The organism is Streptomyces sp. NPDC079020, from assembly GCF_044542225.1.
Taxonomy (GTDB): Bacteria; Actinomycetota; Actinomycetes; order Streptomycetales; family Streptomycetaceae; genus Streptomyces.
In genome coordinates, this window is the sequence record NZ_JBITUB010000003.1 from 293,524 (window position 1) to 319,559 (window position 26,036).

General features: G+C 72.1%; 22 protein-coding genes and 2 pseudogenes. 18 read left to right on the top strand and 6 right to left on the bottom strand.

The features are described 5' to 3' along the window. Window positions 1-158: 158 nt before the first annotated feature. The 8 genes from ACIGJO_RS08505 to ACIGJO_RS08540 all read left to right on the top strand — a co-directional run bounded on the left by ACIGJO_RS08505 (window position 159) and on the right by ACIGJO_RS08540 (window position 10,643). The gene (locus ACIGJO_RS08505; RefSeq protein ID WP_399953969.1) at window positions 159-965 is read left to right on the top strand and encodes a TIGR03084 family metal-binding protein; all 807 of its coding nucleotides are present in this window, start codon (window positions 159-161) and stop codon (window positions 963-965) included. Continuing rightward, window positions 965-2,839: an acyclic terpene utilization AtuA family protein gene (locus ACIGJO_RS08510; RefSeq protein ID WP_399953972.1), complete on the top strand. Its 1,875-nt coding sequence runs from the start codon at window positions 965-967 to the stop codon at window positions 2,837-2,839. The genes ACIGJO_RS08505 and ACIGJO_RS08510 overlap by 1 nt, the downstream gene beginning before the upstream one ends. Further along, window positions 2,836-4,434 carry an acyl-CoA carboxylase subunit beta gene (locus tag ACIGJO_RS08515; protein ID WP_399953975.1) on the top strand — a complete coding sequence of 533 codons (1,599 nt, stop codon included), beginning with the start codon at window positions 2,836-2,838 and terminating at the stop codon, window positions 4,432-4,434. The genes ACIGJO_RS08510 and ACIGJO_RS08515 overlap by 4 nt, the downstream gene beginning before the upstream one ends. Before the next feature lie 8 nt (window positions 4,435-4,442). Then, on the top strand, window positions 4,443-6,386 hold the full coding sequence (locus ACIGJO_RS08520) for an acetyl/propionyl/methylcrotonyl-CoA carboxylase subunit alpha (RefSeq protein ID WP_399953978.1): 1,944 nt from the start codon (window positions 4,443-4,445) through the stop codon (window positions 6,384-6,386). Continuing rightward, complete coding sequence (locus ACIGJO_RS08525; RefSeq protein ID WP_399953981.1) at window positions 6,383-7,555, top strand: acyl-CoA dehydrogenase family protein; 1,173 nt, start codon at window positions 6,383-6,385, stop codon at window positions 7,553-7,555. Before ACIGJO_RS08520 ends, ACIGJO_RS08525 begins: the two co-directional genes overlap by 4 nt. 177 nt (window positions 7,556-7,732) lie before the next feature. Beyond that, entirely contained in the window at window positions 7,733-9,319 is a 1,587-nt protein-coding gene (locus tag ACIGJO_RS08530) for an AMP-binding protein (protein WP_399953984.1), read from the top strand. Then, complete coding sequence (locus tag ACIGJO_RS08535; RefSeq protein WP_399953987.1) at window positions 9,316-10,059, top strand: enoyl-CoA hydratase family protein; 744 nt, start codon at window positions 9,316-9,318, stop codon at window positions 10,057-10,059. The genes ACIGJO_RS08530 and ACIGJO_RS08535 overlap by 4 nt, the downstream gene beginning before the upstream one ends. Continuing rightward, window positions 10,047-10,643: a TetR/AcrR family transcriptional regulator gene (locus ACIGJO_RS08540; RefSeq protein WP_399953990.1), complete on the top strand. Its 597-nt coding sequence runs from the start codon at window positions 10,047-10,049 to the stop codon at window positions 10,641-10,643. Before ACIGJO_RS08535 ends, ACIGJO_RS08540 begins: the two co-directional genes overlap by 13 nt. 41 nt (window positions 10,644-10,684) lie before the next feature. Here ACIGJO_RS08540 and ACIGJO_RS08545 read toward each other — a convergent pair whose 3' ends face one another. The 3 genes from ACIGJO_RS08545 to ACIGJO_RS08555 form a co-directional block, all read right to left on the bottom strand. Then, the gene (locus ACIGJO_RS08545) at window positions 10,685-11,338 is read right to left on the bottom strand and encodes a response regulator (RefSeq protein ID WP_399953993.1); all 654 of its coding nucleotides are present in this window, start codon (window positions 11,336-11,338) and stop codon (window positions 10,685-10,687) included. A 74-nt stretch (window positions 11,339-11,412) separates the two neighbouring features. Beyond that, entirely contained in the window at window positions 11,413-13,116 is a 1,704-nt protein-coding gene (locus ACIGJO_RS08550) for a sensor histidine kinase (protein WP_399953996.1), read from the bottom strand. A 137-nt stretch (window positions 13,117-13,253) separates the two neighbouring features. Beyond that, the gene (locus ACIGJO_RS08555; protein ID WP_399953999.1) at window positions 13,254-13,553 is read right to left on the bottom strand and encodes a hypothetical protein; all 300 of its coding nucleotides are present in this window, start codon (window positions 13,551-13,553) and stop codon (window positions 13,254-13,256) included. 67 nt (window positions 13,554-13,620) lie between these two features. Here ACIGJO_RS08555 and ACIGJO_RS08560 point away from each other — a divergent pair, with 67 nt between their 5' ends. Beyond that, complete coding sequence (locus ACIGJO_RS08560) at window positions 13,621-13,746, top strand: hypothetical protein (RefSeq protein WP_399954002.1); 126 nt, start codon at window positions 13,621-13,623, stop codon at window positions 13,744-13,746. 37 nt (window positions 13,747-13,783) lie between these two features. Beyond that, a pseudogene (locus tag ACIGJO_RS08565) lies at window positions 13,784-14,053 on the top strand (NAD-dependent epimerase/dehydratase family protein); the annotation flags it as partial. Window positions 14,054-14,317: 264 nt separating this feature from the next. On the opposite strand, the pseudogene ACIGJO_RS08570 reads toward ACIGJO_RS08565, so the two are convergent. Continuing rightward, window positions 14,318-14,711 (bottom strand): annotated as a pseudogene (locus ACIGJO_RS08570) (MarR family transcriptional regulator); the annotation flags it as partial. Between the two features lie 714 nt (window positions 14,712-15,425). Between ACIGJO_RS08570 and ACIGJO_RS08575 the strand changes: the two are divergent. The 4 genes from ACIGJO_RS08575 (at window position 15,426) to ACIGJO_RS08590 (ending at window position 18,513) form a co-directional block, all read left to right on the top strand. After that, window positions 15,426-15,860, top strand: a complete 435-nt coding sequence (locus ACIGJO_RS08575; RefSeq protein WP_399954005.1) for a hypothetical protein — start codon at window positions 15,426-15,428, stop codon at window positions 15,858-15,860. A gap of 111 nt (window positions 15,861-15,971) precedes the next feature. Then, the gene (locus ACIGJO_RS08580) at window positions 15,972-17,201 is read left to right on the top strand and encodes a hypothetical protein (protein WP_399954008.1); all 1,230 of its coding nucleotides are present in this window, start codon (window positions 15,972-15,974) and stop codon (window positions 17,199-17,201) included. After that, complete coding sequence (locus ACIGJO_RS08585; RefSeq protein ID WP_399954011.1) at window positions 17,201-17,785, top strand: hypothetical protein; 585 nt, start codon at window positions 17,201-17,203, stop codon at window positions 17,783-17,785. Before ACIGJO_RS08580 ends, ACIGJO_RS08585 begins: the two co-directional genes overlap by 1 nt. Then, window positions 17,782-18,513 (top strand): ABC transporter ATP-binding protein, encoded by a 732-nt coding sequence (locus ACIGJO_RS08590; RefSeq protein WP_399954014.1) that lies wholly within the window; start codon window positions 17,782-17,784, stop codon window positions 18,511-18,513. Before ACIGJO_RS08585 ends, ACIGJO_RS08590 begins: the two co-directional genes overlap by 4 nt. Window positions 18,514-18,586: 73 nt before the next feature. Here ACIGJO_RS08590 and ACIGJO_RS08595 read toward each other — a convergent pair whose 3' ends face one another. Continuing rightward, window positions 18,587-19,696, bottom strand: a complete 1,110-nt coding sequence (locus ACIGJO_RS08595; protein WP_399954016.1) for a citrate synthase 2 — start codon at window positions 19,694-19,696, stop codon at window positions 18,587-18,589. Window positions 19,697-19,978: 282 nt separating this feature from the next. Here ACIGJO_RS08595 and pdxH point away from each other — a divergent pair, with 282 nt between their 5' ends. Together pdxH and ACIGJO_RS08605 are read left to right on the top strand one after the other, a co-directional pair. Beyond that, complete coding sequence (gene pdxH / locus ACIGJO_RS08600) at window positions 19,979-20,605, top strand: pyridoxamine 5'-phosphate oxidase (RefSeq protein WP_399954019.1); 627 nt, start codon at window positions 19,979-19,981, stop codon at window positions 20,603-20,605. Between the two features lie 560 nt (window positions 20,606-21,165). After that, on the top strand, window positions 21,166-22,563 hold the full coding sequence (locus tag ACIGJO_RS08605) for a PAS domain-containing protein (RefSeq protein ID WP_399954022.1): 1,398 nt from the start codon (window positions 21,166-21,168) through the stop codon (window positions 22,561-22,563). A gap of 79 nt (window positions 22,564-22,642) precedes the next feature. Here ACIGJO_RS08605 and ACIGJO_RS08610 read toward each other — a convergent pair whose 3' ends face one another. Then, a complete protein-coding gene (locus ACIGJO_RS08610) occupies window positions 22,643-23,398 on the bottom strand; it encodes an SIS domain-containing protein (protein ID WP_399954024.1) in 756 nt (251 codons plus the stop codon). A 198-nt stretch (window positions 23,399-23,596) separates the two neighbouring features. Between ACIGJO_RS08610 and ACIGJO_RS08615 the strand changes: the two genes are divergently transcribed. Together ACIGJO_RS08615 and ACIGJO_RS08620 are read left to right on the top strand one after the other, a co-directional pair. Next, window positions 23,597-24,289, top strand: a complete 693-nt coding sequence (locus tag ACIGJO_RS08615) for a metal-dependent transcriptional regulator (protein ID WP_266931968.1) — start codon at window positions 23,597-23,599, stop codon at window positions 24,287-24,289. 722 nt (window positions 24,290-25,011) lie between these two features. Continuing rightward, the gene (locus ACIGJO_RS08620; RefSeq protein WP_399954028.1) at window positions 25,012-25,905 is read left to right on the top strand and encodes an alpha/beta fold hydrolase; all 894 of its coding nucleotides are present in this window, start codon (window positions 25,012-25,014) and stop codon (window positions 25,903-25,905) included. Window positions 25,906-26,036 lie beyond the last annotated feature (131 nt).

Genomic DNA, 26,036 nt, shown 5'->3' on the forward strand with positions numbered 1-26,036 from the left:
CCGGTCGTCTCCTTCCCGGGGCGCGTCCCCATCCTCGCACCGCCCTCCGACAAGCCGCCCGCCGATTGGCGCGTCAAAAATCATGCAAGCATGCTTGTTTGTTTTCCGGGGCGCTGACATGCTCCTGGGCACCACGCCTTGCCCCGAGGGGAGCGCACGTGTCCGATGCCGCAGCCGTGATCGGCGGCCTGCTCGACGACCTGCTCGACGAGAGCGGAGAAGTCGACCTGATGGTAGGGGAGTTGATGCCCGAGCAGTGGGCTCTCGCGACGCCCGCCGCCGGGTGGTCCGTCGCCCATCAGGTCGCCCACCTCTCCTGGACCGACGAGGTCGCGCTGCTCGCCGCGAACGACCCCGGGGCGTTCGCCGGCGAGGTGACCAAGGCGCTGGAGCGCCCCGACTCCTTCGTGGACGAGGCCGCCGGCGAACTGGTGGCCGCCCACGGCCCGGACGCCCTGCTCGCGCGCTGGCGGGCGGGACGGCAGCGGCTCCACGAAGTGCTGCGCACCGCCCCGGCGGGGACCCGTATCCCCTGGTACGGGCCGCCCATGAGCGTCGCCTCGATGGCCACCGCGCGGATCATGGAGACCTGGGCGCACGGACAGGACATCGCCGATGCCCTCGGTGCGGCCCGCACGCCGACCGCCCGGCTGCGGCATGTGGCGCGGATCGGGGTCCGGGCCCGGGACTACGCCTACGCGGTACGGGGGATCGAGCCGCCCGGGGAGGAGTTCCGGGTGGAACTGTCCGTACCCGGCGGCGAGTTGATCACGTACGGGCCCGAAGGCGCCCCGCAGCGCGTCACCGGACCGCTCCTCGACTTCTGTCTCCTGGTCACCCGGCGCGCCCACCGCGACGACCTCGCCGTGACCGCCGTCGGGCCCGACGCCGGCCGGTGGCTGGACATCGCGCAGGCGTTCGCGGGCCCTGCGGGAGCCGGGCGCGCACCCCGGAAGGGCCACTGATGCGGACCCCGCCGGTACCGCGCCCGCCGATACGGCCCGCGCGGACCGAACCCCTGCGGATCGGCAACGCCTCCGGGTTCTACGGCGACCGCTTCGACGCCTTCCGCGACATGCTCACCGACGGGCCCCTCGACATCCTCACCGGTGACTATCTCGCCGAGCTGACCATGCTCATCCTCGGCCGCAGCCGACTGAAGGACCCCCGCCGCGGGTACGCCACCACCTTTCTGCGCCAGCTCGAAGAGGGGCTCGGGCTCGCCCATGAGCGCGGGGTTCGGATCGTCGCCAACGCCGGGGGGCTCAACCCCGCCGGGCTGGCCGACGCCGTCCGGGAACTGGCCGCCACGGTGGGTGTGCCCGTGCGCGTCGCCCATGTCGAGGGCGACGCCCTGCCCGTGCCCGCGGGGTACCTCACCGCCAACGCCTACCTCGGCGGCGCGGGCATCGCCGCCTGTCTGCGGGGCGGGGCCGATGTCGTCGTCACCGGACGGGTCACCGACGCAGCCCTCGTCACCGGGCCCGCCGCCGCGCACTTCGGCTGGGGACCGGGCGACCTCGACGCGCTCGCCGGGGCCGTCGTCGCCGGGCATGTGCTGGAGTGCGGCACCCAGGCCACCGGCGGGAACTACGCCTTCTTCGCCGAGCACGACATGCGCCGGCCCGGCTTCCCGCTCGCCGAGATCCACGCCGACGGCTCGTCCGTCATCACCAAGCACCCCGGTACGGGCGGCGTCGTCGACATCGGCACCGTGACCGCCCAACTCCTGTACGAGACCGGCGGCGCCCGGTACGCGGGGCCCGATGTCACCGCCCGACTCGACACCGTACGGCTCACCCAGGACGGGCCGGACCGGGTCCGTGTCTCGGGGGTGCGGGGCGAGGCCCCGCCGCCGACCCTCAAGGCCGGGCTCACCCGGCTCGGCGGCTGGCGCAACGAGGTCGTCTTCGTGCTGACCGGTCTCGACATCGAGGCCAAGGCACGTCTCGTCCGGGCGCAGTTCGAGGACGCCTTCGACCGGAGCGGAGTCCGGCCGGCCGAGGTGCGCTGGGAGCTGGTCCGGACCGACCGGCCCGACGCGGCCACCGAGGAGACCGCCGGCGCACTGCTCCGGCTCGTCGTCCGGGACCAGGACGCCGAGCGCGTCGGGCGTGCCGTGTCGGGCGCCGCCGTGGAGCTGGCGCTCGGCAGCTACCCGGGCTTCCATGTCACCGCCCCGCCCGGGAAGGGCGCGCCCTACGGGGTGTTCGAGGCCCGCCACGTACCGGCCGGGGACGTCCCGCACCTCGCCGTCCTGCCGGACGGGGCGCGGGAGGAGGTGCCACCGGCCCCCGCCACCCGGGTACTGGAGGACCTCGCGCACCCGCCCGGCCTTCCCGTACCCCTGCCTCCCGGACCCACCCGCACCGCACCCCTCGGGCGTATCGCGGGTGCCCGCAGCGGGGACAAGGGCGGCGACGCCAACGTGGGGGTCTGGGTGCGCACCGATGAGGCATGGCGGTGGCTGGCGCACGAGCTGACCGTCGAGCGGTTCGGGGAACTGCTCCCGGAGACCGCCGGACTGACCGTCGTACGCCATGTCCTGCCGAACCTGCGCGCCCTGAACTTCACCGTCCAGGGCCTCCTGGGCGAAGGGGTCGCCGCCCAGGCCCGCTTCGACCCGCAGGCCAAGGCGGTGGGGGAGTGGCTGCGGTCCCGGTGCCTCCCGGTCCCCGAAGCCCTGCTCGCCGAGGCCGAGGCCGAGGCCGGGACCGCACCCGCCCCCGAGGCCGGGACCGCCCCTTCCTCTGCCCCTGCCCCTGAGACCGCACCCGCCCCCGAGGCCGGGACCGCACCCGCCCCCGCCCCCGCCCCCGCCCCGGAGGTGACCGCATGACCGTCCTGCCGACCGCGCTCGACACCGCCGGACCCGAGTACGCCGCGAACCGCGAGGCCATGCTCGGCAAGCTGGCCGAACTCGGCACCGAGCACGCCAAGGCCCTCGCGGGCGGCGGTGAGAAGTACCTCGCGCGGCACCGGAAGCGCGGCAAGCTCCTGGCGCGGGAACGGATCGAGCTGCTCCTCGACCCGGACACCCCGTTCCTGGAGCTGTCCCCGCTCGCCGCCTGGGGCAGCGACTACGCGGTGGGCGCGTCCCTCGTCACCGGGATCGGTGTGGTGTCGGGCGTCGAATGCCTGATCACCGCGAACGACCCGACCGTGCGCGGCGGCGCGTCCAACCCGTGGACGCTGAAGAAGGCCCTGCGCGCCAACGAGATCGCCTTCGCCAACCGGCTCCCCTGCATCAGCCTGGTGGAGTCGGGGGGCGCGGACCTGCCCTCCCAGAAGGAGATCTTCATCCCCGGCGGGGCGCTGTTCCGCGACCTCACCCGGCTCTCCGCCGCCGGTATCCCCACCGTCGCGGTCGTGTTCGGGAACTCGACGGCCGGCGGGGCGTACGTCCCCGGCATGTCGGACCACACCGTCATGATCCGGGAACGGTCCAAGGTCTTCCTCGGCGGACCGCCCCTGGTGAAGATGGCCACGGGTGAGGAGAGCGACGACGAATCGCTCGGCGGCGCCGAGATGCACGCCCGTACGTCCGGGCTCGCCGATCACTTCGCGGTGGACGAGCACGACGCGCTGCGCCGGGCCCGCCGGATCGTCGCCCGGCTCAACTGGCGCAAGGCGCACGCCGATCCGGGGCCCGCCGAGCCGCCCGAGTACGACGAGGACGAGCTGATCGGGATCGTGCCGGGGGACCTGAAGGTGCCCTTCGACCCGCACGAGGTCATCGCCCGGCTCGTCGACGGTTCGGACTTCGACGCGTTCAAGCCGCTGTACGGGACCAGCCTGGTCACCGGATGGGCCGCCCTGCACGGCTATCCCGTCGGCATCCTCGCCAACGCGCAGGGCGTGCTGTTCAGCGAGGAGTCGCAGAAGGCCGCCCAGTTCATCCAGCTGGCCAACCAGCGCGACATCCCGCTCCTCTTCCTGCACAACACCACCGGCTACATGGTCGGCAAGGAGTACGAGCAGGGGGGAATCATCAAGCACGGCGCGATGATGATCAACGCGGTGTCGAACTCGAAGGTCCCGCATCTCTCCGTGCTGATGGGCGCCTCCTACGGCGCCGGGCACTACGGCATGTGCGGCCGCGCCTACGACCCCCGCTTCCTCTTCGCCTGGCCCGGCAGCAAGTCCGCCGTCATGGGGCCGCAGCAGCTCGCGGGGGTGCTCTCCATCGTGGCCCGCGCCTCCTCCGCCGCGAAGGGGCTGCCGTACGACGACGAGGCGGACGCCGGGCTGCGCGCCATGGTGGAGCAGCAGATCGAGTCGGAGTCCCTGCCGATGTTCCTCTCCGGGCGGCTGTACGACGACGGGGTCATCGACCCGCGCGACACCAGGACCGTCCTCGGGATGTGCCTGTCCGCGATCCATACCGCCCCGGTCGAAGGCGCCCGCGGCGGCTTCGGCATCTTCCGGATGTGAGGCCCCAGATGATCTCCACTCTGCTCGTCGCCAACCGGGGCGAGATCGCCTGCCGGATCTTCCGCACCTGCCGCGATCTGGGCATCACCGGCGTTGCCGTGTACTCGGACGCCGACGCGGACGCCCTGCACGTACGGGAGGCCGACCTGGCCGTACGGCTGCCGGGGGCCGCCCCGGCGGACACGTATCTGCGCGGCGATCTCGTCGTGGCCGCCGCGCTGGCGGCGGGCGCCGACGCGGTGCATCCCGGGTACGGCTTCCTCTCCGAGAACGCCGCGTTCGCCGCCGCCGTCCAGGAGGCCGGGCTCCGCTGGATCGGGCCGCCGGTCGAGGCCATCGAGCTGATGGCGTCCAAGACCAGGGCCAAGGAGCTGATGGGGGCGGCCGGGGTACCGCTGCTGGCGCCCCTGGACACCGCGAGCGTGACGGACGCCGATCTGCCGCTGCTGCTGAAGGCCGCGTCGGGCGGGGGCGGGCGCGGCATGCGGGTCGTACGGGACCTGGGGGCGCTGGAGGCCGAGGTGACGGCCGCCTCCGCCGAGGCGGCGGCCGCCTTCGGGGACGGTGAGGTGTTCGCCGAGCCGTACGTGGAGCGCGGCCGGCATGTCGAGGTCCAGGTCATGGCGGACGCGCACGGCACCGTGTGGGCTCTCGGGACCCGGGACTGCTCGCTCCAGCGCCGCCACCAGAAGGTGATCGAGGAGGCCCCGGCACCCGGTCTGGACGACGCGCTGAGGGCCGGGCTGCACGAGGCGGCCGTCGCCGCCGCGCGGGCCGTCGGCTATGTGGGCGCGGGCACCGTCGAGTTCCTGCTGTCGGACGGGGGGCGCCCGTACTTCCTGGAGATGAACACCCGGCTCCAGGTCGAACACCCGGTGACGGAAGCCGTGTTCGGGCTCGACCTGGTCGCGCTGCAACTGCGGATCGCGGAGGGGGAGCCGCTGCCCGCCGACGGGCCGCCGCAGCCCGTGGGGCACGCCGTCGAGGCCCGGCTCTACGCCGAGGACCCGGCGCGCGACTGGCAGCCGCAGACCGGGCGGCTGGCCGCGCTGGAGGTCCCGGACGCGCCCGGACTGCGCCTGGACACCGGATACACCGGCGGCGACACCATCGGCGTGCACTACGACCCGATGATCGCCAAGGTCATCGCCCACGCGCCCACCCGCCCCGAGGCCGTACGCCTCCTCGCCCGCGCCCTGGAGCGCGCCCGTATCCACGGCCCGGTCACCAACCGCGACCTGCTCGTACGGTCCCTGCGCCACCCGGACTTCGCCGCCGGCCGCCCGGACACCGGCTTCTACGACCGGTACCTGGCGGACCTCACCGCCCCGGGGGAGGGCGACCCGGCCCGCGCCGCCCTCGCCGCCGCCCTCGCCCAGGCCGTGCGCACCGCCCCCGGGCCCGGCCGCTTCGGGGCCTGGCGCAACGTCCCCTCGCAGCCGCAGACCAAGCGCTACCGCGGCGAACCCGACGGCACCGAGCACGAGGCCGTCTACCGCACCACCCGCGGCGGCCCGGTACCGCACGACGCACCCGGCGTCCGCGTCCTCGCCGTCCGCCCCGACCGCGTCACCCTCGAAACCGGCGGTGTCACCCGCCACTTCGACATCACCGTCCACCGCGACCGGGTGTACGTGGACGGCGCCACCGGCTCGTACACCTTCACCGCGCTGCCCCGCTTCACCGACCCCAGCACCCGGGCCGAACCCGGCTCGCTGCTCGCCCCGATGCCCGGCACCGTCGTACGCCTCGCGGACGGACTGGCCCCGGGCGTGTCCGTGGCGGCCGGGCAGCCACTGATCTGGCTGGAGGCGATGAAGATGGAGCACCGCATCCTCGCCCCCGCCGCCGGCACCCTCACCGCACTGCTCGCCGAACCCGGCCGCCAGGTCGAGGTCGGCGCCCTGCTCGCCGTCGTCACCGAACCCGCCGCACCGGAGGAGAACGTATGAGCACCGTCCTCGAAACCGAAGAGCACCAGGCACTGCGCGCCGCCGTCGCCGCCCTCGGCAAGCGCTACGGCCGCGACTACATGACCTCCGTGATCGGCGAGGGCGCCCACCCCCGCGAGCTGTGGGACGAGGCCGCCAAGCTCGGCTACCTCGGGGTGAACCTGCCCGAGGAGTACGGCGGCGGGGGCGGCGGTCTGGCCGAACTCTCCATAGTCCTGGAGGAGCTGGGGGCGGCGGGCGCACCCCTGCTGATGATGGTCGTCTCGCCGGCGATCTGCGGCACCGTCATCGCCCGCTTCGGCACCGAGGCGCAGAAGCGGCAGTGGCTGCCGGGGCTCGCCGACGGCAGCCTCACCATGGCCTTCGGCATCACCGAGCCGGACGCCGGCTCCAACTCGCACCGCATCACCACCACCGCCCGCCGTGACGGCTCCGGACCCGGCGCCGACTGGCTGCTCACCGGACGCAAGGTCTTCGTCTCCGGCGTCGACATCGCCGACGCCACCCTGATCGTCGGCCGGACCGAGGACGCCAGGTCCGGCAAGCTCAAGCCGTGCCTGTTCATCGTGGAGCGCGAGGCCCCGGGCTTCGGGCGCTCGCAGATCGACATGGAACTCCAGGCACCGGAGAAGCAGTTCGAGCTGGTCCTGGACGACGTGCGGCTGCCCGCCGGCGCACTCGTCGGCGACGAGGACGCCGGGCTGCTCCAGCTCTTCGCCGGGCTGAACCCGGAGCGCGTGATGACCGCCGCCTTCGGCATCGGCATGGGCCGGTACGCGCTCGGCCGGGCCGTCGAGTACGCCAGGACCCGCCAGGTGTGGCGCGAGCCCATCGGCTCCCACCAGGCCATCGCGCATCCGCTGGCCACCGCGCACATCGAGCTGGAGCTCGCCCGGCTGATGATGCAGAAGGCCGCCAGGCTGTACGACGACGGCGACGACATCGGCGCGGGCGAGGCCGCGAACATGGCGAAGTACGCGGCCGGGGAGGCCTGCGTGAAGGCCGTCGACCAGGCAGTCCACACCCTCGGCGGCAACGGCCTCACCCGCGAGTACGGGCTCGCCGCACTGATCACCGCGTCCCGGGTGGCCCGGATCGCCCCGGTCAGCCGGGAGATGATCCTGAACTACGTCTCCCACCAGTCGCTCGGTCTGCCCAAGTCGTACTGACGCGGGCGCGGCGGCGAACGGGTTCGGTCCAGGGTCTCCCCAGACCCTGCCGTCACGGGTGATTCTGGCTCCCGACCGATCCGGACCGGCCCGCTTCTCCACCTCCGTACGGCGCCCCCGCCCGCTCCACGGCCCGGGGGCGCCGATCCGGCCACACCACGACCTCAGGGGACCGCCATGGTGTTCCGCAGCGAGTACGCAGATGTCCAGGCCCTCGACACACCCATCCACGAAGCGGTCCTGGGGGAGGCCGCGCGGTTCGGCGACACCGTCGCCCTCGTCGACGGGACGAACGGCGCCACCCTCACCTACGCCCAGCTCGACGGCTTCCACCGGCGCGTTGCCGCCGCCCTGGCCGAGTCCGGACTCCGTAAGGGCGACGTCCTGGCGCTGCACAGCCCCAACACGATCGCCTACCCCGCCGTCTTCTACGGGGCCACCCGCGCCGGTGCCTCCGTCACCACGGTCCACCCGCTCGCCACGGCCGAGGAGTTCGCCAAGCAGCTGAGCGACTCCGGCGCCCGCTGGATCGTCACCGTGTCGCCGTTCCTCGAAGCCGCCCGCCGGGCCGCCGCGCTCGCGGGCGGTGTGGAGGAGATATTCGTCTGCGACCGCGCCGAGGGCCACCGCTCCATCCAGGACATGGCGGGCTCCACCGCTCCCGAACCGCGGATCGGCTTCGACCCCGGCGAGGATGTGGCGGTCCTCCCGTACTCCTCGGGTACCACCGGCGCCCCCAAGGGCGTCATGCTCACGCACCGCTCCATCGCGACCAACCTGGAGCAGCTGAGTCCGCTCGTTCCCTCCGGCCCCGGCGACCGCATCCTCGCCGTGCTCCCCTTCTTCCACATCTACGGCCTCACCGCGCTGATGAACGCCCCGCTGCGCTCCGGTGCCACGGTCGTCGTGCTGCCGCGCTTCGACCTCGTGGACTTCCTCTCCGTGATCGAGAAGCAGCGGATCACGGGCCTGTTCGTGGCCCCGCCGATCGTCCTGGCGCTGGCCAAGCACCCGGTTGTGGACCAGTACGACCTGTCGTCGCTCGCCTATATCGTCAGTGCCGCCGCCCCGCTGGACGCCGCGCTCGCCTCCGCCTGCGCCGAGCGGCTGGGGCTGCCCGTCCGCCAGGCGTACGGGATGACGGAACTGTCGCCCGGCACCCATGTCGTGCCGCTGTCCGCCGGGAATCCGCCGCCCGGCGCCGTCGGGAAGCTGCTGCCCAGCACCGAGATGCGCATCGTGTCCCTCGACGAGCCCGGCCTGGACGCGGAGACCGGCACCGACGGGGAGGTGCTCATCCGGGGCCCCCAGGTGATGAAGGGCTACCTCGGCCGCCCCGAGGCCACCGCCGGCATGATCGACGCGGACGGCTGGGTGCACACCGGGGACATCGGCCGCATCGACGCGGACGGCTGGCTGTTCGTCGTCGACCGGGTCAAGGAGCTGATCAAGTACAAGGGCTTCCAGGTCGCCCCCGCCGAGCTGGAGGCCCTGCTGCTGGGCCACGAACACCTCGCGGACGCGGCCGTCATCGGGGTGTACGACGAGGACGGCAACGAGGTCCCCAAGGCGTATCTGGTCCGCGGACCGTCACCCGACGCCGGGGCACTCACGGAGCAGGACGTCATGGCGTACGTCGCCGAGCGCGTCGCCCCGTACAAGAAGGTCCGGCGGGCCGAGTTCATCGACGCCGTACCGCGCGCCGCGTCGGGGAAGATCCTCCGGCGCGAACTGCGCGACCGCGAGAAGGGAATGACCGCATGACGTCCGGGGCCCTGACCGAGCCCGGCCACGACCGGGGCATCACCACCCTCACCCTGGACGCGCCGGCGAACCGCAACGCGCTCTCCGCGCGGCTCGTCGGCGACCTGTCGGCGGCGCTGGAGAGATGCGCGGCCGACGACTCGGTGCGGGCGGTCGTCCTCACCCACACCGGCAACACCTTCTGCGCGGGCGCCGACCTCAAGTCCCCGCCCGACCCGGCCGCGTTCGTCGCCCTGATGCGGGGCGTCATCGCGCTCCCCAAGCCCGTCGTGGCCCGGGTCACCGGACACGTCCGGGCCGGCGGTCTCGGCCTCCTGGCGGCCTGCGACATCTCGGTGGCCGGTCCCGGCGCGAGCTTCGCGCTCACCGAGTCCCGGCTGGGCCTCGCGCCGACCGTCATCTCCCTGCCCCTGCTGCCCCGCCTCGACCCGGCCGCCGCGAGCCGCTACTTCCTCACCGGGGAACGCTTCGACGCGGCCGAAGCCGCCCGCATCGGCCTCGTCACGATGGCGGACGAGGACATCGACAAGGCGCTCGTACCCGTACTGGACGGACTGCGCAGGGCCTCACCACAGGGGCTGATGGCATCGAAGGAGCTTCTCACGGCTACCGTTCTGCAGAGCTTCGACCAGCACTCCGAAGACCTCATCGCCCGCTCGGCAGCGCTCTTCGCCTCCCCCGAGGCACGGGAGGGGATGACGGCCTTCCTCGAACGACGGGACCCCGCATGGGTGTGGTGACACCCCCCAAGACCCCCAACGCCCCCAAACAGGACCGCAGCCGGGCCACCCGGCAGCGGCTCCTGGAGGCGGCGGTCGCCTGCCTGGCCGAACACGGCTGGGCGGGCTCCACCGTCTCCGTCGTCGCCGAACGCGCCGGAGTCTCGCGCGGGGCGGCCCAGCACCACTTCCCCACCCGCGAGGACCTGTTCACCGGGGCCGTCGAATACGTCGCGGAGCAACGCTCCGCCGCCCTGCGCGCGCTGCCCGTCCAGGGCCGCAGCGAAATCGTCGCGGCGCTGGTCGGCCTGTACACCGGCCCGCTCTTCCGCGCCGCGCTCCACCTCTGGGTGGCCGCCTCCAACGAGGCCCAGCTCCGTCCCCGCGTCACCGAACTCGAAGCCCGGGTGGGCCGCGAGACCCACCGCATCGCCGTGGACCTGCTGGGGGCCGACGAGACCCGCCCCGGCGTGCGCGAAACGGTCCAGGGCCTCCTGGACATGGCCCGGGGCCTGGGCCTGGCCAACCTCCTCACCGACGACACGGCCCGCCGCGAACGCGTGGTCGCCCAGTGGGCGGCGGTGCTGGAGGAGGCGCTGGGGTGAGTGGACTGGGGGCGGGGTGCTGGGCTGAGCCGGGGGTGTGGTCAGGTTCCCAGGTCAGCGTCTCGTGCCAGCAGTGCGGCCTGCACTCGGTTCTGGCAGTCCAGCTTGGTCAGGATCCGGCTCACGTACGATTTGACCGTCGCCTCGCTCATATGGATCCGCTGACCGGCGTCCGCGTTGGACAGGCCCTCACCCAGCAGCGCCAGGACCTCCAGCTCGCGGTGGGTCAGCGCGTCCAGCCGGCGGCGGGCCTGCTCGGCACGGTGAGCGCGCCGGCTGGACGCGAACGAGTCCACGACACGGCGGGTGGCACCCGGCGACAGGTACGCGTCTCCGGCCGCGGCAGCCCGGACCGCGCGCATGAGTTCCGCAGGCGCCGAGTCCTTGAGCAGAAAGCCCACGCTGCCCCCGGTCAGGGCGCGCAGTACGTTCTGCTGTTCCCCGAAGGTTGTCAGGATCAGCACCCGCGTGTCAGGAACGGTCCGGTGCAGCTCGTCCAGGGCCGTCAGTCCGTCCATGACCGGCATCTGGATGTCGAGCAGCACGACGTCCACGCGGTGGGTCCGGGCCAGTTCGACCGCCTCACGGCCGTTCTCCGCCTCGGCGACGACTTCGATGTCGTCGGCGGAGGAGAGAATCATCCTGACGCCTGCCCGGATGAGCGGCTCGTCATCCGTGACAAGAACCCTGATCATGAATCCCCTGCGCGGTCCTTGAGCGTCTACCTGCGGTCACTCACCATCATCCCTGATCGAGCGCCCGACACTCCTCAGCTCCTCACCTCGAAGGACTTCTTCTCGATCAGCTTGCCGTCCTTGAAGCAGAACCGGAAGACCGGCTCCACGTCCGGCTTGTTGCTGGACTCCGTGGAAGTCAGGCTGAGGCACTTCGCGCCCTTGGGCACCGGCGGCGCACCCAATTCCAGGCCGTCGGTCAGGAAGCGGTTCTCCTTGGGCAACTGCTTGCGGATCTCTGCCTCGGACTGGCCCACCGTCACCGCGTCGTACTGCTTCGGCCCGATCCTGGCCTTTTCCGCCTTGTCCAGGAGGACGTATCCCCCGACGCCGACGGCGGCGATCACCAGCAGCAGAGGGATCAGTATCGCCATCCCGCAGCCGATGGCTATGCCGCTTCCGTTCTTCCTGCTCATTGCCTTGGCCAACTCCTTCAGACCGTTCCCGTTCATGACAGGACCACCCTCGTCCAAGGAGTCCCCCGGGGTCTGCTGCCAAAAGGCGCCTGTCGGATCGACGAACGTCGTCGCCACGTGGCCGGGCGCGGGGCTCGGGACACCGCCTTCCGGCGATGTGTACGGCAGCACGCCCGCCAGCCGGAAGCCGCCGTCCGCCGTCGGGCCCGCGTGCGCCATGCCCCCGATGAGCCGGGTCCGCTCATGGAGCCCGGTCAGCCCCTGGCCGCCGCTCACCACGCCCCGGCCGTTGTCCGTCGTCCCGGTTGCGGGTCCGTTGGCGACCTCCACCACCAGCGAGTCCGGCTCATACCGCAGCTCGACGGTGATCGGGGCGCCCGGGGCGTGCTTGTGGGCGTTGGTCAGGCCCTCCTGGACGATGCGGTACGCCGCGTGATCGGCGGTCGGGGGGAGCGGGCACGGCTCGCCGGAGTGCCGCAGCTCCACGGCCGCGCCCGCGCTCCGGGACGTCCCTGCCAGGCCCTCGATGCCCGCCACCCCGCGCGACAGCGACGCGGTGTCCTCCGCCGCAGCCGCGACGCCCGGGGTGGTGCCGTCCTCGTGCGGGGCCTCCGCGGTGTCCCGCATCACCTGTACGACCTCGCGCAGCTCGTGCATCGCGGCCACCGAGGCCTCGCGCAGCACCCCCACTGCCTCCCGCTGCTGTCCGGTCAGCTCGCGGTCCACCTCCAGCGCGCCCGCGTGCACCGAGATGAGCACCAGCTGATGGCCGAGGCTGTCGTGCATGTCCTGCGCAATGCGCTGACGCTCCCGCGCCCGGGCCTGTCCGGCGATCATCGCGCGCTCGCGTTGCTGCTGGGCGTCGTACTCCCGGAGCGTGTCGGTCAGCGTACGGTGCTGCGACCGGTAGAGCCCGGCCAGGCCGGGCGCGGTGATCGCGACCAGCGGCCACAGGACGTCGAAGACCAAGCGGGGCAGTGAGAGGTGGGGCAGCGCCGGCACGACTGCCAGACCGAGGTTGAGGACGTATGCGAGGGCGAAGGTGCCGACGGCCTTGCCGACCCCGTCGATCCGCCGCCCCGCCGACCACGCGGCGACGAGGACCAACGGAGTGAGACCGCCGAACGGGACAGAGCCGACGGCGGTCACCAGCAGCACGGTCGCGGGCAGCGTCCGGCGCAGAAGTGACAGCGCTGCGATCGCCAGCCCGGCGGCAGCGATCCGTACGGTGCCGCCGTGGTCCAGGGCCGCGAGACCTGCTCCCAGCAGCCCCAACGCCACGCTCAGCAGCGATTCGCCCACGATGCGCCACGGAGACCACATTCCGGGGGCCAGGAGAGCCCTGCCCGTGGCAGCCGGCCGCAGGGTCGCCGAACGCAGCCTCGCCGCCAGTGCCTGGCGAGCCGATGCCCTGGGGGCCGTAGTTTCCACACGAGTCACCCATCCACGTTAAGGCCCGCTCAACCCGCTCCGAGTCGGCCATTGGTCGCTACGGCCAGCGACGAAAGTCCAACCCGGCGCGGCGGCCCGGCATCAGTCGGCCACCCACAGGGCCCCGGCCGCAGCAGAGCGCCGACGAGCTCCCCGGACCCTGCCCGGCCGTGGTCGACGAACGCGAACAGCGGGTGAGGGCCGAAGGCCTTCCGCCGGGTCGCGGCCGCGTGTTCCTTCTGCGAGTGCGCGAGGACCAGGACCCCGTCGATGCCCACGATCACCTCGCCGCCCGGAGCGACGCCGAGCGACTCGATACGTTGGCTCACCTGGGAAGTGTCTCCGGCTGATGCAGGAACAGAGACCTCGGCAGAGCACCGGTCGAACTTGGCGGCCATGGTCACGCACGTTCGGCGGGAGAGCGGTGTCGACCCCGTGCCGCTCCGCCTGCCGGGTACGGACTGGGTCCCGCACAACGCCGACGTACCGGCGGCCATGGGACAGAACTTCATTTATCTCTAACATCGATGTGAACGCCCACAAAGTGGTGTTCGGCGATGTGAGGGAAGCAGCGACCGTCCGGTGGCTGGTTCAGCAGGCCGACTACGTGATCCATGCCGCCGCGTACGCGGATGTCGCCGCATGCACCCGTGAGCCCGAGATCGCGTTCGCGGCGAACCTCCACGGTACGCAGACCGTACTGCAGGAAACGCTGCGGTCACCGGTGAAGCGGCTGGTATTCGTGTCATCCGCCTCCGTCTACGGCAACGGACGCGGGGAAGGTGTTCAGGAATTCACCGAAAGCCAGCCGCTGGTGCCGATCTCCGTCTACGCCAACACCAAGCTGTGGGGCGAGCATCAGGCCCGGGCTGATGCTCGGCGGTTCGGAGAGGGAGTTCGCGGTACTGCGGTACTTCTCCGTGTTCGGCGACCCACAGGTTCCGAAGCCGGGGTCGCATTCGTGGATGGTGCCGTGGCTCTCTATGTCTGCCCAGATCGGCTGCAGTGCTGCGGTGTGGCGGGACCTTGCGGCACGGCTCCGGCGGGGGTACGGATTGGGATGCTGTGCGGCACGCGCCGTGGGTGTTGTCGGAAGCGAGGCGGATGTTCCACCACTCGTTGTCCCGTGCCGTACGGGACCAGAACGTGCGGAACACCCAGCGGACCTGGTCCCCTTCGCCGACCAGGCACCGTACGCGTCGTAGATACCCGGCGATCGGCAGGGCATTGAGTGCCGAGCCGATGGCCTGCTGGCCGTACAGCGGGAGTTGTTTGGCCAGGCACTTCACGTCCGTCGCCGCGCCGTCGGAAAGGCGGTCGATGAATCCGGCGACGTACCGCTCCCGTACGGGCAGGAGTGTGAAGTCGCCCGCACGTCGGGGTAGTTGGTCTGGAGCGGACCGCTTGCCGTAGCCGGGCTTCGCCATCGGGTACGGGGGTGAGGATGCGGGCGCGCGCAGGGCAGGACTAAGGTTCTGGGTAGCCACGGGATCGGGTCCGTTCGATCTTGGGGTGAGACCCCGGCAGGTGCTCGTTACACCTCGTCGGGGTCGTTAAGTTTCTCGCACCGTAGACAGTCGCGACGTCGCGTTGCAAGTCGTCACGATTAGCCATACTTGCTGGCCGTGACGGGGTGGGGAGGGTGGGGAGGTTTTCTCAACCCCCCTTTTCCACCTACCGGTTACAGAAGGCGCTCGTGTCTCGGCGCTCGCATCCCGGCGCTCGGATCCCGAGGCTCAAGCTTCGGCCGGAGAGCTTATTTCGCGCTCCCGAAAGAGTGAAGACGGTCGACCGGCGCTCGGATCCCGGCTCCCGGGGCTCGGGGGGCGGGAGCCTGCCGGACGGCAACGCTGACAGGGGCGGGGTGGATGAGGGACCGTGCGTGCGCCGGCCCGGATGGCCGCTCCGCGCGCTTCCCGCCCACCCCTGCCGGATCGTCCGGTCTTCGTTCGCCATTCAAGAAATTACTTTTCCGCGAGGGCGGGCAAATCGAATTCGGCTGCCCGGGAGAGCCGATCCGGCCAGTGCTTTCCGAACACCGGAAACACCCGTGCGAATTCAGCGTTCATTGCGGTGCATGAACTTCAAGGATATTGACCCTAAGATGACCACTCGTTAACCTCTGTGTGTCCCGCCCGGTCATGGTCACGCTTTATGGGGGCGTGGTGCCGGCGGATCGAACAGGGGGAATTCGAATGCGTGTGGGAATTTCCAAGTGTGTTTCGACAGTGATCGGTCTCGCGGCCGCCGCGGTGCTGGCGACGGCCCCCGGAGCCCAGGCGAACTGGTCGAGCCATATCTACTCCTGGACGGACGGCGAGACATCGAAGACGAAGTGGGCCGACGCAGGCTACAGCCAGATCCTTTTCACCGGCTGCCAGGCGGAGAACGCCACGAAGAAGAGCGTGGTCGTCAAACTCTGGGACTACGATGCCCTCACGGCCAATGACTACTACGGCATGAAGACCTTCAGTAAATGCTTCAACAGCGGCTCCTCGGTGAGTAACGGCGAGTGGACGGGACTTCCGTCCGAGCCCGACTTCTTCTTCGAGGCCGACAGGATCGGCCAGGGCGGCAGTTGCTGTCTTCTGCATGTGGGCAAGGTGAACGTGGACACCACCAAGGCCGACAGCTGAATCTCTCGCCGAGGCGCGGTGTCCCTGCGGGGGTGCCGCGCCTCGGCCCGTCCCGAAGCCGCTACGAGGAAACCGTTGAAAGCGCTCACCCGAATCCGGTCGAGCAGCGCGATGTGGGTCACGCCCGTCGTACTGCTGCTCATGCTCGCCTACTACCTCACCGACATTCAGGACGATCTGCGACTGGATCCTCTTGGCTACGCGCCCACCGTCGTCGACGCGGTCCTGCGCAATCTGACACCCGTGGCCTACGCGGTGGCCGCGGCGCTCGGTGCCTGGGAGGCGCGCAAGCTGGGGAAGTCGGACCTGTGGCAGTGGGGCGCCGTACGCTCCCGCTACACCATCGCCGCCCACAGCCTCGCTCCCGTGGTCGTGCTGGCCTGGCTGATACTGGTCCTGCCCACGCTGTGCGGTCTGGTCCAGAAGCGGACTCCCCCCGACGCGGCGGGGACCGGGCTCGTCGCCTTCGCCATGCTGCTCTGTGCCGCCCACGCGGTGATCGGGTTCGCCTGGGGGGTCCGGGTGCGGCACATCGCGGCCGTTCCGGTGATCGCGGTCGTCGACTTCCTGTTCGTCGGCTGGTCCGTGGCCCTGACGCTCCCCTGGCCCCGGCATCTCACCGGACTCCTCTCGGGCAAGCTGATGTTCGGCGAGCTGCCCACGGCGTCCTCGTTCGCCGCCCCGCTCCTGATCGCCCTCGGGCTCTGTGCGGCCGTCGTGCTGCTCTGGTCGGGGCCGCGCCGCCGCTGGCTGCGGCCGGTCCTCGCGGCAGCGGTGGCGATGGGCAGCGTCGGCGGGGCGTACACCCTGGTCAAGGACTGGAGTTACGTGGCTCCGCGGAGCATGGGCCATGGGCCGGTGTCGTGCGCGGGCGAGAAGCCCCGTATCTGCCTGCCGTCCGCCCGCGCCGGGGCCCTCCCCGCCCTGAGCGAGGACGTGGACAGCACCCTGAAGGTGCTCCGGGCGGCGCGGATCGAGGCCCGGCCGGCCACGATCACCGACTCCTTCACCGCGATCCGGTACCCGCAGCCGTCCACCGCGACCGCGTGGCACATTCCCCTCGCGCCCGGCACCGCGCGCTACCAAGTGGCCCGTGCGGCGGTCCGGTTCACCTGCGAGGCTCCGGCGACCGGCCTCGCCCGGCAGGCGTACTACTGGGTGTCCAGGAAGGTCGGCGAGGGGGACACCTACCTCTGGCGCCTCGCGGCCGAGCCCGACTTCACGGCCCGCAGCCGTGACACGCTGCGCGCGCGGGTGGACGAGGTGCTCGGGATGAGCGCGCGGGACCAGACCGGCTGGTTCCGGCGCACGGTGGCCGCCGCCTGTGAGCAGGCGGCGTGATGTGGTGGCTCAAGGCCCGCCGGGTCCACACCCATCTGCCGGCCGGCCTGCTGCTGTTCGTCCTGCTGGCGGCGATGGTCCAGGACGGACCGGTGCCCCTGCCCTCGATCTCGCTCGGCACCTCCGAGGGCGCGCAGGCCATGCTCTTCGTGCCGCTCGCCCTGACGGCGGTCCTGTTCAACTGCCTGGGCTCGCGGCTCGGACCGGCCGAGGACTCCGGCGTCCGGCCCGTGCGCGTGTACGACGCCCTGCTGTCCCTCGGCGTCGTCGCGCTCGCGGGGCCGATCGGTTCCGCGCTGGCCGAGGTGACCGGCTCGCGGGCCGCCCTGACCCTGGACCGCAACACCGCCTTCCTCGCCGGACTCACCCTGCTGTGCGGCTCGCTGTTCGGGAGCTCGGCCGTACTCATGCCCGCGGTGTGGCCGCTGCTGGTCGTCATGTTCGGACTGCGCGGCCCGGGTGACCCCTATCCGTGGACCGTGCTGCTCGAACCGGCCCACACCTGGTACGCCACCACCGGGGCCGTGCTGATGCTGGCCGTCGGCATCGGCTTCCACATCTTCTGCCCACGGAGGCCCGCATGACCGTCGTCCTGGAATCCTGCACCTATGCGTACGGGCGCCGCCGCCGTCCCGTACTGCGGGATCTCGACTTCCGGCTGCCGGACGGGCTGACGATCCTGCTGGGGCCCAACGGAGCGGGCAAGTCCACCCTGTTGAGGCTCGCCGCCGCGGTCGCCCCGCCCTGCAGCGGGACGGTGACCCTGGACGGGGCGTCCGCGCGGTCCAGGGCGTACCGCCGGGCGGTGGCGTGGATGCCGCAGACCATCACACCGCTGCCCTCCCTCACGGTCCGGGAGTACGTCGCGTACGTGGGGTGGCTCAAGGGCATGGACCGGCGCGCCGCCTGGGAGCGGTCCCCGCAGGCCCTGGACCGCGTGGAGATCGGCGAACTGTCCAAGGAGCGGACCGACCGCCTCTCCGGGGGCCAGCTGCGCAGGGTGGGCGTGGCCTGCGCGCTCGTGCACGAGGCCAGGGTGATGCTCCTCGACGAGCCGACGGCCGGTATGGACCCGCGCCAGCGGCGCGTCTTCCGGGACCTGCTGGCGGGCCTGAAGGGGGAGGTCAGGATTCTGATGTCCACCCATGACGTGGCCGATCTCGCCGAGGAGGCCGACCATGTGTCGGTCCTCGCGGCCGGGCGGCTCGTCCTCAACGGATCGACCGCGGACTTCCTCGCCCACACGCCCGCGGGAACCGCCGAGGGCAGGAGCGCCGAGGGCGCCTACACGGCGCTCCTGGAGTCGGTCTGACGCTCCCCGCGAGCCCTCGGCGGCCGGTGGCCCCGACGGACGGCGCCCCCGGCCCGCGCACGCGCCGGAGCGGTCAGTTGCCCAGGTCCGCCAGCTGGTCGAAGCCCGCGATCCCGGCCGGGTTCCGCGTCCTGGGACCGACGTACGCCGCCGAGGGGCGCACCAGACGGCCCGTGCGCTTCTGCTCCAGGATGTGCGCCGACCAGCCCGCCGTGCGGGCACAGGTGAACATCGACGTGAACATGTGCGCCGGGACCTCCGCGAAGTCCAGCACGATGGCCGCCCAGAACTCCACGTTCGTCGCCAGCACCCGGTCGGGGCGCCGCGCGTGCAGCTCCTCCAGCGCGGCCTTCTCCAGCGCCTCCGCCACCTCGAAGCGCGGCGCGGCCAGCTCCCTGGCCGTACGGCGCAGGACGCGGGCCCGGGGGTCCTCGGCCCGGTACACCCGGTGACCGAAGCCCATCAGACGCTCGCCCCGGTCCAGGGCCTTCTTCACGTACGCCGTCGCGTCGCCGGTGCGCTCGATCTCCTCGATCATGCCGAGGACCCGGGACGGCGCGCCGCCGTGCAGCGGGCCCGACATCGCGCCCACCGCGCCGGACAGCGCGGCGGCCACATCGGCGCCGGTCGAGGCGATGACGCGGGCGGTGAACGTGGAGGCGTTCATGCCGTGCTCGGCGGCCGAGGTCCAGTACGCGTCGACGGCCTTGACGTGCTGGGGGTCCGGCTCCCCGCGCCAGCGGATCATGAACCGCTCGACCACGGACCGTGCCTTGTCGATCTCGTTCTGCGGCACCATGGGCCGCCCCTGGCCGCGCGCCGACTGCGCGACGTACGACAGGGCCATCACAGCGGCCCGTGCCAGATCGTCGCGGGCGGTCGCCTCGTCGATGTCCAGCAGCGGTTTCAGGCCCCAGACGGGGGCGAGCATCGCCAGCGCGGACTGCACATCGACCCGGACGTCACCGGAGTGGACAGGGATCGGGAACGGTTCGGCGGGCGGCAGACCGGGGTTGAACGCCCCGTCCACCAGCAGGCCCCAGACGTTGCCGAAGGACACCTGGCCGACGAGGTCCTCGATGTCGACCCCGCGATAGCGGAGCGAGCCGCCTTCCTTGTCGGGTTCGGCGATCTCCGTCTCGAAGGCGACGACTCCCTCTAGTCCCGGTACGAAGTCGGACATCAGACGGCTCCCTCAGTTCGGCGGCGGGTGGTGGCTGTACGAAGGCCACAAGGGCCTGCCCCAAGATATTGGCGGGTTCCGATGACACGGGGAAGCGTGACATCCGGCACAGGACCCCATTTCGACGGTGAGCGATTACCACCCCTCCTCGCCGGGCACACTTGGCCGCTGCGGCAGGATGAACCCGTGCCCACACGAGACGACAAGGCCCCCTCCGCTGCCTCCTCCGCTCCTGCCTCCGTTCCTTCCCCCGGTTCCGATTGCACCACTGATCCGGCGGCGATGCGCGAGCAGTACCGTTCGCAGGAGTTCGCCGAGCGCGATCTCAGCCCCGATCCGATGGACCAGTTCGCCCGCTGGTTCCGCCAGGTCGCGGCGGGCGGCGTGCTCCACGAGCCGAACGCCATGGTGGTCTCCACCGCCACCCCTGAGGGCCGCCCGTCCTCGCGCACGGTGCTGCTGAAGCACTACGACGCCCGCGGCTTCGTCTTCTTCACGAACTACGAGTCCCGCAAGGGCCGCGAACTGACGGCGAATCCGTATGCCTCGCTGCTCTTCCCCTGGCACCCGCTGGCCCGCCAGGTCATCGTCACCGGCAGCGCGGTCCGGGTCTCCCGCGAGGAGACCGTCGCCTACTTCCGTACCCGCCCGCACGGCTCCCAGCTGGGCGCGTGGGCCAGTGCCCAGTCCACGGTCATCGGCTCCCGTCAGGAGCTCATCACGCGTTACGAGGACCTGGCCGCCCGCTACCCGGAAGGCGAGAAGGTCCCGGCCCCGCCGCACTGGGGCGGCTTCCGTGTGGTCCCGGACACGATCGAGTTCTGGCAGGGGCACGGGAACCGGCTGCACGACCGGCTGCGGTACGTGCGCGAGGACGAGGGCTGGCGGGTGGAGCGGCTCTGCCCGTAGGGCGTGCGCGCGTACGGCTGCGGACACGGGGCGTGCGCATACGGCTCCGGCACACGCTTACGCATACGGCTCCGGACACGGGGCGTGCGCGACTGCGGCTCCGGACACGCAGAAACCCGCAGGCTCTGGTCCCTCCTTGCGGAGGGGCCGGCCGGACTTGCCGGCGAGCCTGCGGGTCGGTGACTGCTTGGGATTGGCCGACGACCGGCCTGCACTGCAAGAGCGCGACAACGGGCGTCAGCCCGCAGCCACCTCACGAGTCCGAAGATAAATCACTTCCGGAACACCTCCTCTCTTGTGTGCCTTCAGCCTAGGAAACCCCGCCGGGAGCCTCAACCGATTTAATCGGCCTCGTGGTCGCGGTCCCCTTGGGGCGGCGCGTGACCGTCCCGGACGACGAGGGTGAACGCCCGCCGACGCCGGGACGAGCCGAAGGGGTCGGCCGGATTTCGGTGAAGTGGCTGTGCTCCGGGTCACGTTCGAGTTGAATGGTGTGACGTGCGGTAATGCGTGCGGCACCACGCGGCCCCAGGGCCGACACGTCCTGCGGGAGGTACGGAGTGAGTGCTTCCAGGAGCAGTGGGACCACCGACGCCCTCGGGCCGGAGGAGGACCCCGTGAGCGCGGCCCCGGTGGCCCCGGCGGCCCCGGACGCCGTCATGGTCCCCGGGTCCGAACTGCTCGCCGCGCTGCTCGACGGGATGGACGCCGCCCTGTGCGCGTTCGACGCGGGCGGCACGATCACCCACTGGAACCGTGAGGCCGAGCGGATTCTCGGCTGGTCCGCCGCCGAGGCGGTGGGCCGGGCCGGATTCGCGGGCTGGGCCGTGCGCCGGGCCGACGCGGACGAGGTGCGGGGGCGGCTGATGGCCGCCATGTCCGCGCCGGGGCGCCTGGTGCACGAATTCGCGCTGCTGCGCAAGGACGGCGGCCGGGTGCTCGTACGGACCCAGTCGGCCGGGGTGCGCGGCGCGGACGGGAAACCGGCCGGGGTGTACTGCGCGTTCAGCGAGGTCCACGCCCAGATAGATCTGGAGCGGTCGATCGCGCTCAGCGAGGCGCTGTTCCAGGACGCGTCCTGGGGCGTGGTCCTGGTCGATGTGGATCTGCGGCCCACCGTCGTCAACTCCTACGCGGCACGCGCGCTGGGCGGCGGCCGTACGACCCTGCTGGGGCGGCCGCTGGGCGACCTCGTCGTCCAGGGCGTCGAGGACCTGGAGGGCGCGTTGCAGCATGTGCTCGCCGAGGGGGCGCCCGCCGTCCCCACCGAGACCTGGGTGACCCTGCGGGCGGCGGAGGGGGACCGGCGGCGCTGCTGGCGCAGCGGATTCGTGCGGCTGGCCTCACCGCTGACCGAGGAGCCGGTCCCGCTGGGGGTGGGCTGGCTGTTCCAGGACGTGACCCGCGCGAAGCTGGCCGAGCAGGACGCGGACCGGGTGCGCTTCCGGGCCAACCAGCTCCACCGGGCCGCGCGGGCGGCCTCCGAGTGCGAGGACCCGATGGAGGCCGCGACGTCCTCGCTGGACTTCGCCCTCGCCGGGTTCGCCGACCATGTGCTGGTCGACCTGCTGGCGGGGGAGCGGCTGGTGCGGACGGCCGCGACACCCGCCGACGCCCCGGGCCCGTGCCTTCCGGTGTCGGGAGGTGCCGCCCCGGCGCGCTACGGCCCCGGCCACCCGGCCCTCCAGGCGGTGGACCGCGTCGGCACGGTACGGACGAGCGCGGGCGCGGGTGCGGCGGGCGGGGCGTGGGCGGGGGAGCGGCAGTGGCCCCTGGACTCGGCGCACGCCCTGTGCACGGTGCTCCGGAGCCGGGGGCGGACCCTGGGCGTGGTGACGTTCCTGCGGGCGGCGAACCGCGTCGCGTTCGAACGCCCGGACGCGATGTACGCGGAGAGCGTGGCGGTCCGGGTGGCGTCCGCCGTGGATCTGCACCAGCTGCTCGCCGCCGAGCGCTGAGGTCCCGCCGCTCCGGCCGCCGAGGACGCGGGCCCCGGCGGTCGGCGGCGGTCCGGGACTCAGCGGTGGCGGTCCACCCTCAGTGGCGGTAGAAGATCCGGTCCGCGTACTCGGTCATGACCCGCCCGTTCCACTCGTGGCCGCCGTCGACATTGCCCGAGCGCAGCAGCGGCGGCTCGATCCCCCGGGCCACCAGCGCCTCGGCGGCGGCGGCCATCATCGCCTGCATCAGCGCGCTGGTGACGACCGTCGAGGCGGGGGCGAACGGTGCCTCGACGCCGTCGATCGTCAGCTCCGCGTCGCCGACCGCGATCTTGCTGTCGAGCACGATGTCGCAGTGGTCCCGCAGGAAGCCGCCCGAGGCGTGCCGCGAGCGGGTGCCCTCCGTGTAGGCGACCGAGGTGACCCCGATGACCTTCAGCCCGAGCGCGCGGGCGTTCTGGGCCATCTCGACGGGCAGCGAGTTGCGCCCCGAGAGCGAGATGATCACGAGTACGTCGCCGGAGGCGGCGGGGCTGGTGTCCAGCACCGCCGAGGCGAGCCCGTCCACCCGCTCCAGCGCGGAGCCGAGCGTGGCGGGAATGACATCGACACCCATCGTGCCCGGCACCACGAGCGGATTCATCAGGGCCATCCCGCCCGCCCGGTAGACGACGTCCTGGGCGGCGAGGGAGGAGTGCCCGGCGCCGAAGGCGAAGAGCCGGCCGCCCGCGGCCACGGTGTCGGCGATGGCGGCACCGGCGGCCGCGATGGTGTCGGACTCCTCGTCGCGCACCCGCGTCAACAGGCCGATCGCAGCGTCGAAGAACTGACCGGCCAGCTTGCTGTCGCTCATCGGGAGAGCCCTTTCGGCGGGGTGGGGGTGTCCGTGCCGCCGATCACGTTGCGGTCTGGACCAGTGACCTGTCAATAGCACCCGCGAGGCTCGGCCACACGGCCTTCGGCCTGCGCGGCACGGTTGTCGGTGGTATGCGTCAGAATTGATGCAGGGCCATCGCACGACGTTTTCTTGTCACAGCATCGAGGGGCACGTATGTCCGGACTGATCGACACCACGGAGATGTATCTCCGCACCATCCTCGAACTCGAAGAGGAAGGCGTGGTCCCCATGCGCGCCCGGATCGCTGAACGGCTGGACCAGAGCGGTCCTACGGTCAGCCAGACGGTGGCCCGCATGGAGCGCGACGGGCTCGTGCAGGTCGCGGGCGACCGTCACCTGGAGCTGACCGACGAGGGCCGCAGGCTCGCGACGCGCGTGATGCGCAAGCACCGGCTGGCCGAATGCCTGCTCGTCGACGTGATCGGCCTGGAGTGGGAGCAGGTCCACGCGGAGGCGTGCCGCTGGGAGCACGTGATGAGCGAGGCCGTGGAGCGCCGGGTGCTGGAGCTGCTGCGGCACCCCACGGAGTCCCCGTACGGGAATCCCATCCCGGGCCTGGAGGAGCTGGGCGAGAAGGCCGAGGCCGACCCGTTCCTGGACGAGGGCATGGTGAGCCTGGCCGACCTCGACCCGGGGGCGGAGGGCAAGACGGTGGTGGTGCGGCGGATCGGGGAGCCGATCCAGACCGACGCCCAGCTGATGTACACGCTGCGGCGGGCGGGCGTGCAGCCCGGCTCCGTGGTCAGCGTGACGGAGTCGCCCGGCGGTGTGCTCGTCGGCTCCAGCGGGGAGGCGGCCGAGCTGGACGCCGAGGTCGCGTCGCACGTGTTCGTCGCCAAGCGCTGACGCACCGCACCGCACCGCTCCGGCCGGCCGGAGCGCTGACGGGGGCGCTGACGAGGGGCGCGTGCCCCGCGTATGCGCCCGGCGTGCGGCGGGAGCGCGTGAAACGGTCGGCCGCGCGTACGAGGAGCGGCGCACGGAACAGGAAAAGGGGGCGTTACGGCGACCGGGCCGTGACGCTCCCTTTCTGTTTTCCGTCCGGAACCGCAGCGCCCGCGCGCCTCGCATGCCAGGCTGAGGCCAGGCATATGACCTGAGGGTGCCGGCCGGGTTCGGCCGCGCGGTCGGGGAGGGAGCAGGGAATGCGCCCGTCGTACTGGCATGTGCACCGGAAGGTGGCTGCCGCGCTCCCGTACGCCCTTGTCACGGACCGGCTCCGGCTGCCGCTTGCCATCGTTGTCGTACGGAGCCGGCCGGGCGCCCGGAGGCGCGCGCCGGGCTCCTCCGGAACAGGGTGCGGCCCCGGCGCCGGAGGGCGCCGGGGCCGGTCCTCCCCTTCGCTGACCCGGAGCCCCGAGCTCTCAAGGTCATTCCCTACGGACCGTTTTCCCCGAGCGGCCCGCCTCCCGGAGAAGATCTCCCCTCGGCGGCGGGCATCAATCCTCGTGGGGGTCACTCGAACGTGGGGTGTTGCATGGCGGACCCCGGTTTTCGAATAAGAGTTCGATAGTCTGGCGGGACGCGTCCATACGGTGATCGAGGACCAGAAGGAGGTGCCAGGGCCTGTGGTGAAGCGCATCGATGTGACCGGATCCCACGGTGTACGTCTCGCGGCGTGGGAGTTCGCCGATCCGCCCAAGGGACGCGCGGAGGCGGAGCGTGCGCCGGGGGTCTTACTGCTGCACGGACTGATGGGCCGGGCCTCACACTGGGCCGCCACGGCCCGCTGGCTCGCCGAGCGGCACCGCGCGGTCGGCCTCGATCAGCGGGGCCACGGCCGCAGCGAGAAACCCGCGGACGGGCCGTACACCCGTGACGCCTATGTCGCCGACGCCGAGGCCGCCGTCGAGCAGCTGGGCCTCGGCCCCGTCACCGTCATCGGACACGCGATGGGCGCCCTCACCGGCTGGCAGCTCGCCGCCAAGCGCCCCGATCTCGTCCGGGCCCTGGTCATCTGCGACATGCGGGCGTCCGCCATCGGCGCCGCCTCCCAGCGGGAGTGGGGCGACTGGTTCGACTCCTGGCCCGTCCCCTTCGCGACCCTCGCCGACGTACGGAAATGGTTCGGGGAGGACGATCCCTGGGTGGAGCGGCCGAACCCGTCCCGCGGCGAGTTCTACGCCGAGGTGATGGCCGAGCGGGCGGACGGCTGGCGCCCCGTGTTCTCCCGCCGCCAGATGCTCAAGTCCCGGGCGACCTGGGTCTTCGACGCGCACTGGGAGGAGCTGGCGCAGGTCCGGTGCCCGGTTCTCGTGCTGCGCGGCCTGGACGGTGAGCTGGGCCGGGCCGAGGCCCAGGAGATGGTCCGGGTCCTGCCGCGCGGACAGTACGCGGAGGTGGCGGACGCCGGACACCTCGTCCACTACGACCAGCCGGAGGGCTGGCGGGCGGCGGTGGAGCCGTTCCTGGAGCAGCTGGCCGAGGAGTCCCGGAGCGAGCGGGAGCCGGTGGCGCCGTAGTACGGAGCCGGTGACGGCAACAGCAGCCGGTGGCCGTGCTCCGGCGCTCCTCCGGCCCGGCGGCAGGGCCCGGCGCGGCGGCCGGGCCCCGGCACCCCGGCGGCTCACCGCCCACCGGCGGCTCACCGCGC

What these genes read in the sequence shown, in the direction of transcription:
- ACIGJO_RS08520 (WP_399953978.1), top strand. Translation starts at nt 4,443, where the DNA reads ATGATCTCCACTCTGCTCGTCGCCAACCGGGGCGAGATCGCCTGCCGG.
- ACIGJO_RS08535 (WP_399953987.1), top strand. Translation starts at nt 9,316, where the DNA reads ATGACGTCCGGGGCCCTGACCGAGCCCGGCCACGACCGGGGCATCACC.
- ACIGJO_RS08610 (WP_399954024.1), bottom strand. Translation starts at nt 23,398, where the DNA reads ATGAGCGACAGCAAGCTGGCCGGTCAGTTCTTCGACGCTGCGATCGGC.
- ACIGJO_RS08550 (WP_399953996.1), bottom strand. Translation starts at nt 13,116, where the DNA reads ATGTGGTCTCCGTGGCGCATCGTGGGCGAATCGCTGCTGAGCGTGGCG.
- ACIGJO_RS08530 (WP_399953984.1), top strand. Translation starts at nt 7,733, where the DNA reads ATGGTGTTCCGCAGCGAGTACGCAGATGTCCAGGCCCTCGACACACCC.
- ACIGJO_RS08525 (WP_399953981.1), top strand. Translation starts at nt 6,383, where the DNA reads ATGAGCACCGTCCTCGAAACCGAAGAGCACCAGGCACTGCGCGCCGCC.
- ACIGJO_RS08510 (WP_399953972.1), top strand. Translation starts at nt 965, where the DNA reads ATGCGGACCCCGCCGGTACCGCGCCCGCCGATACGGCCCGCGCGGACC.
- ACIGJO_RS08580 (WP_399954008.1), top strand. Translation starts at nt 15,972, where the DNA reads ATGTGGGTCACGCCCGTCGTACTGCTGCTCATGCTCGCCTACTACCTC.
- ACIGJO_RS08615 (WP_266931968.1), top strand. Translation starts at nt 23,597, where the DNA reads ATGTCCGGACTGATCGACACCACGGAGATGTATCTCCGCACCATCCTC.
- pdxH (WP_399954019.1), top strand. Translation starts at nt 19,979, where the DNA reads ATGCGCGAGCAGTACCGTTCGCAGGAGTTCGCCGAGCGCGATCTCAGC.
- ACIGJO_RS08560 (WP_399954002.1), top strand. Translation starts at nt 13,621, where the DNA reads ATGGTCACGCACGTTCGGCGGGAGAGCGGTGTCGACCCCGTGCCGCTC.
- ACIGJO_RS08590 (WP_399954014.1), top strand. Translation starts at nt 17,782, where the DNA reads ATGACCGTCGTCCTGGAATCCTGCACCTATGCGTACGGGCGCCGCCGC.
- ACIGJO_RS08515 (WP_399953975.1), top strand. Translation starts at nt 2,836, where the DNA reads ATGACCGTCCTGCCGACCGCGCTCGACACCGCCGGACCCGAGTACGCC.
- ACIGJO_RS08545 (WP_399953993.1), bottom strand. Translation starts at nt 11,338, where the DNA reads ATGATCAGGGTTCTTGTCACGGATGACGAGCCGCTCATCCGGGCAGGC.
- ACIGJO_RS08595 (WP_399954016.1), bottom strand. Translation starts at nt 19,696, where the DNA reads ATGTCCGACTTCGTACCGGGACTAGAGGGAGTCGTCGCCTTCGAGACG.
- ACIGJO_RS08585 (WP_399954011.1), top strand. Translation starts at nt 17,201, where the DNA reads ATGTGGTGGCTCAAGGCCCGCCGGGTCCACACCCATCTGCCGGCCGGC.
- ACIGJO_RS08540 (WP_399953990.1), top strand. Translation starts at nt 10,047, where the DNA reads ATGGGTGTGGTGACACCCCCCAAGACCCCCAACGCCCCCAAACAGGAC.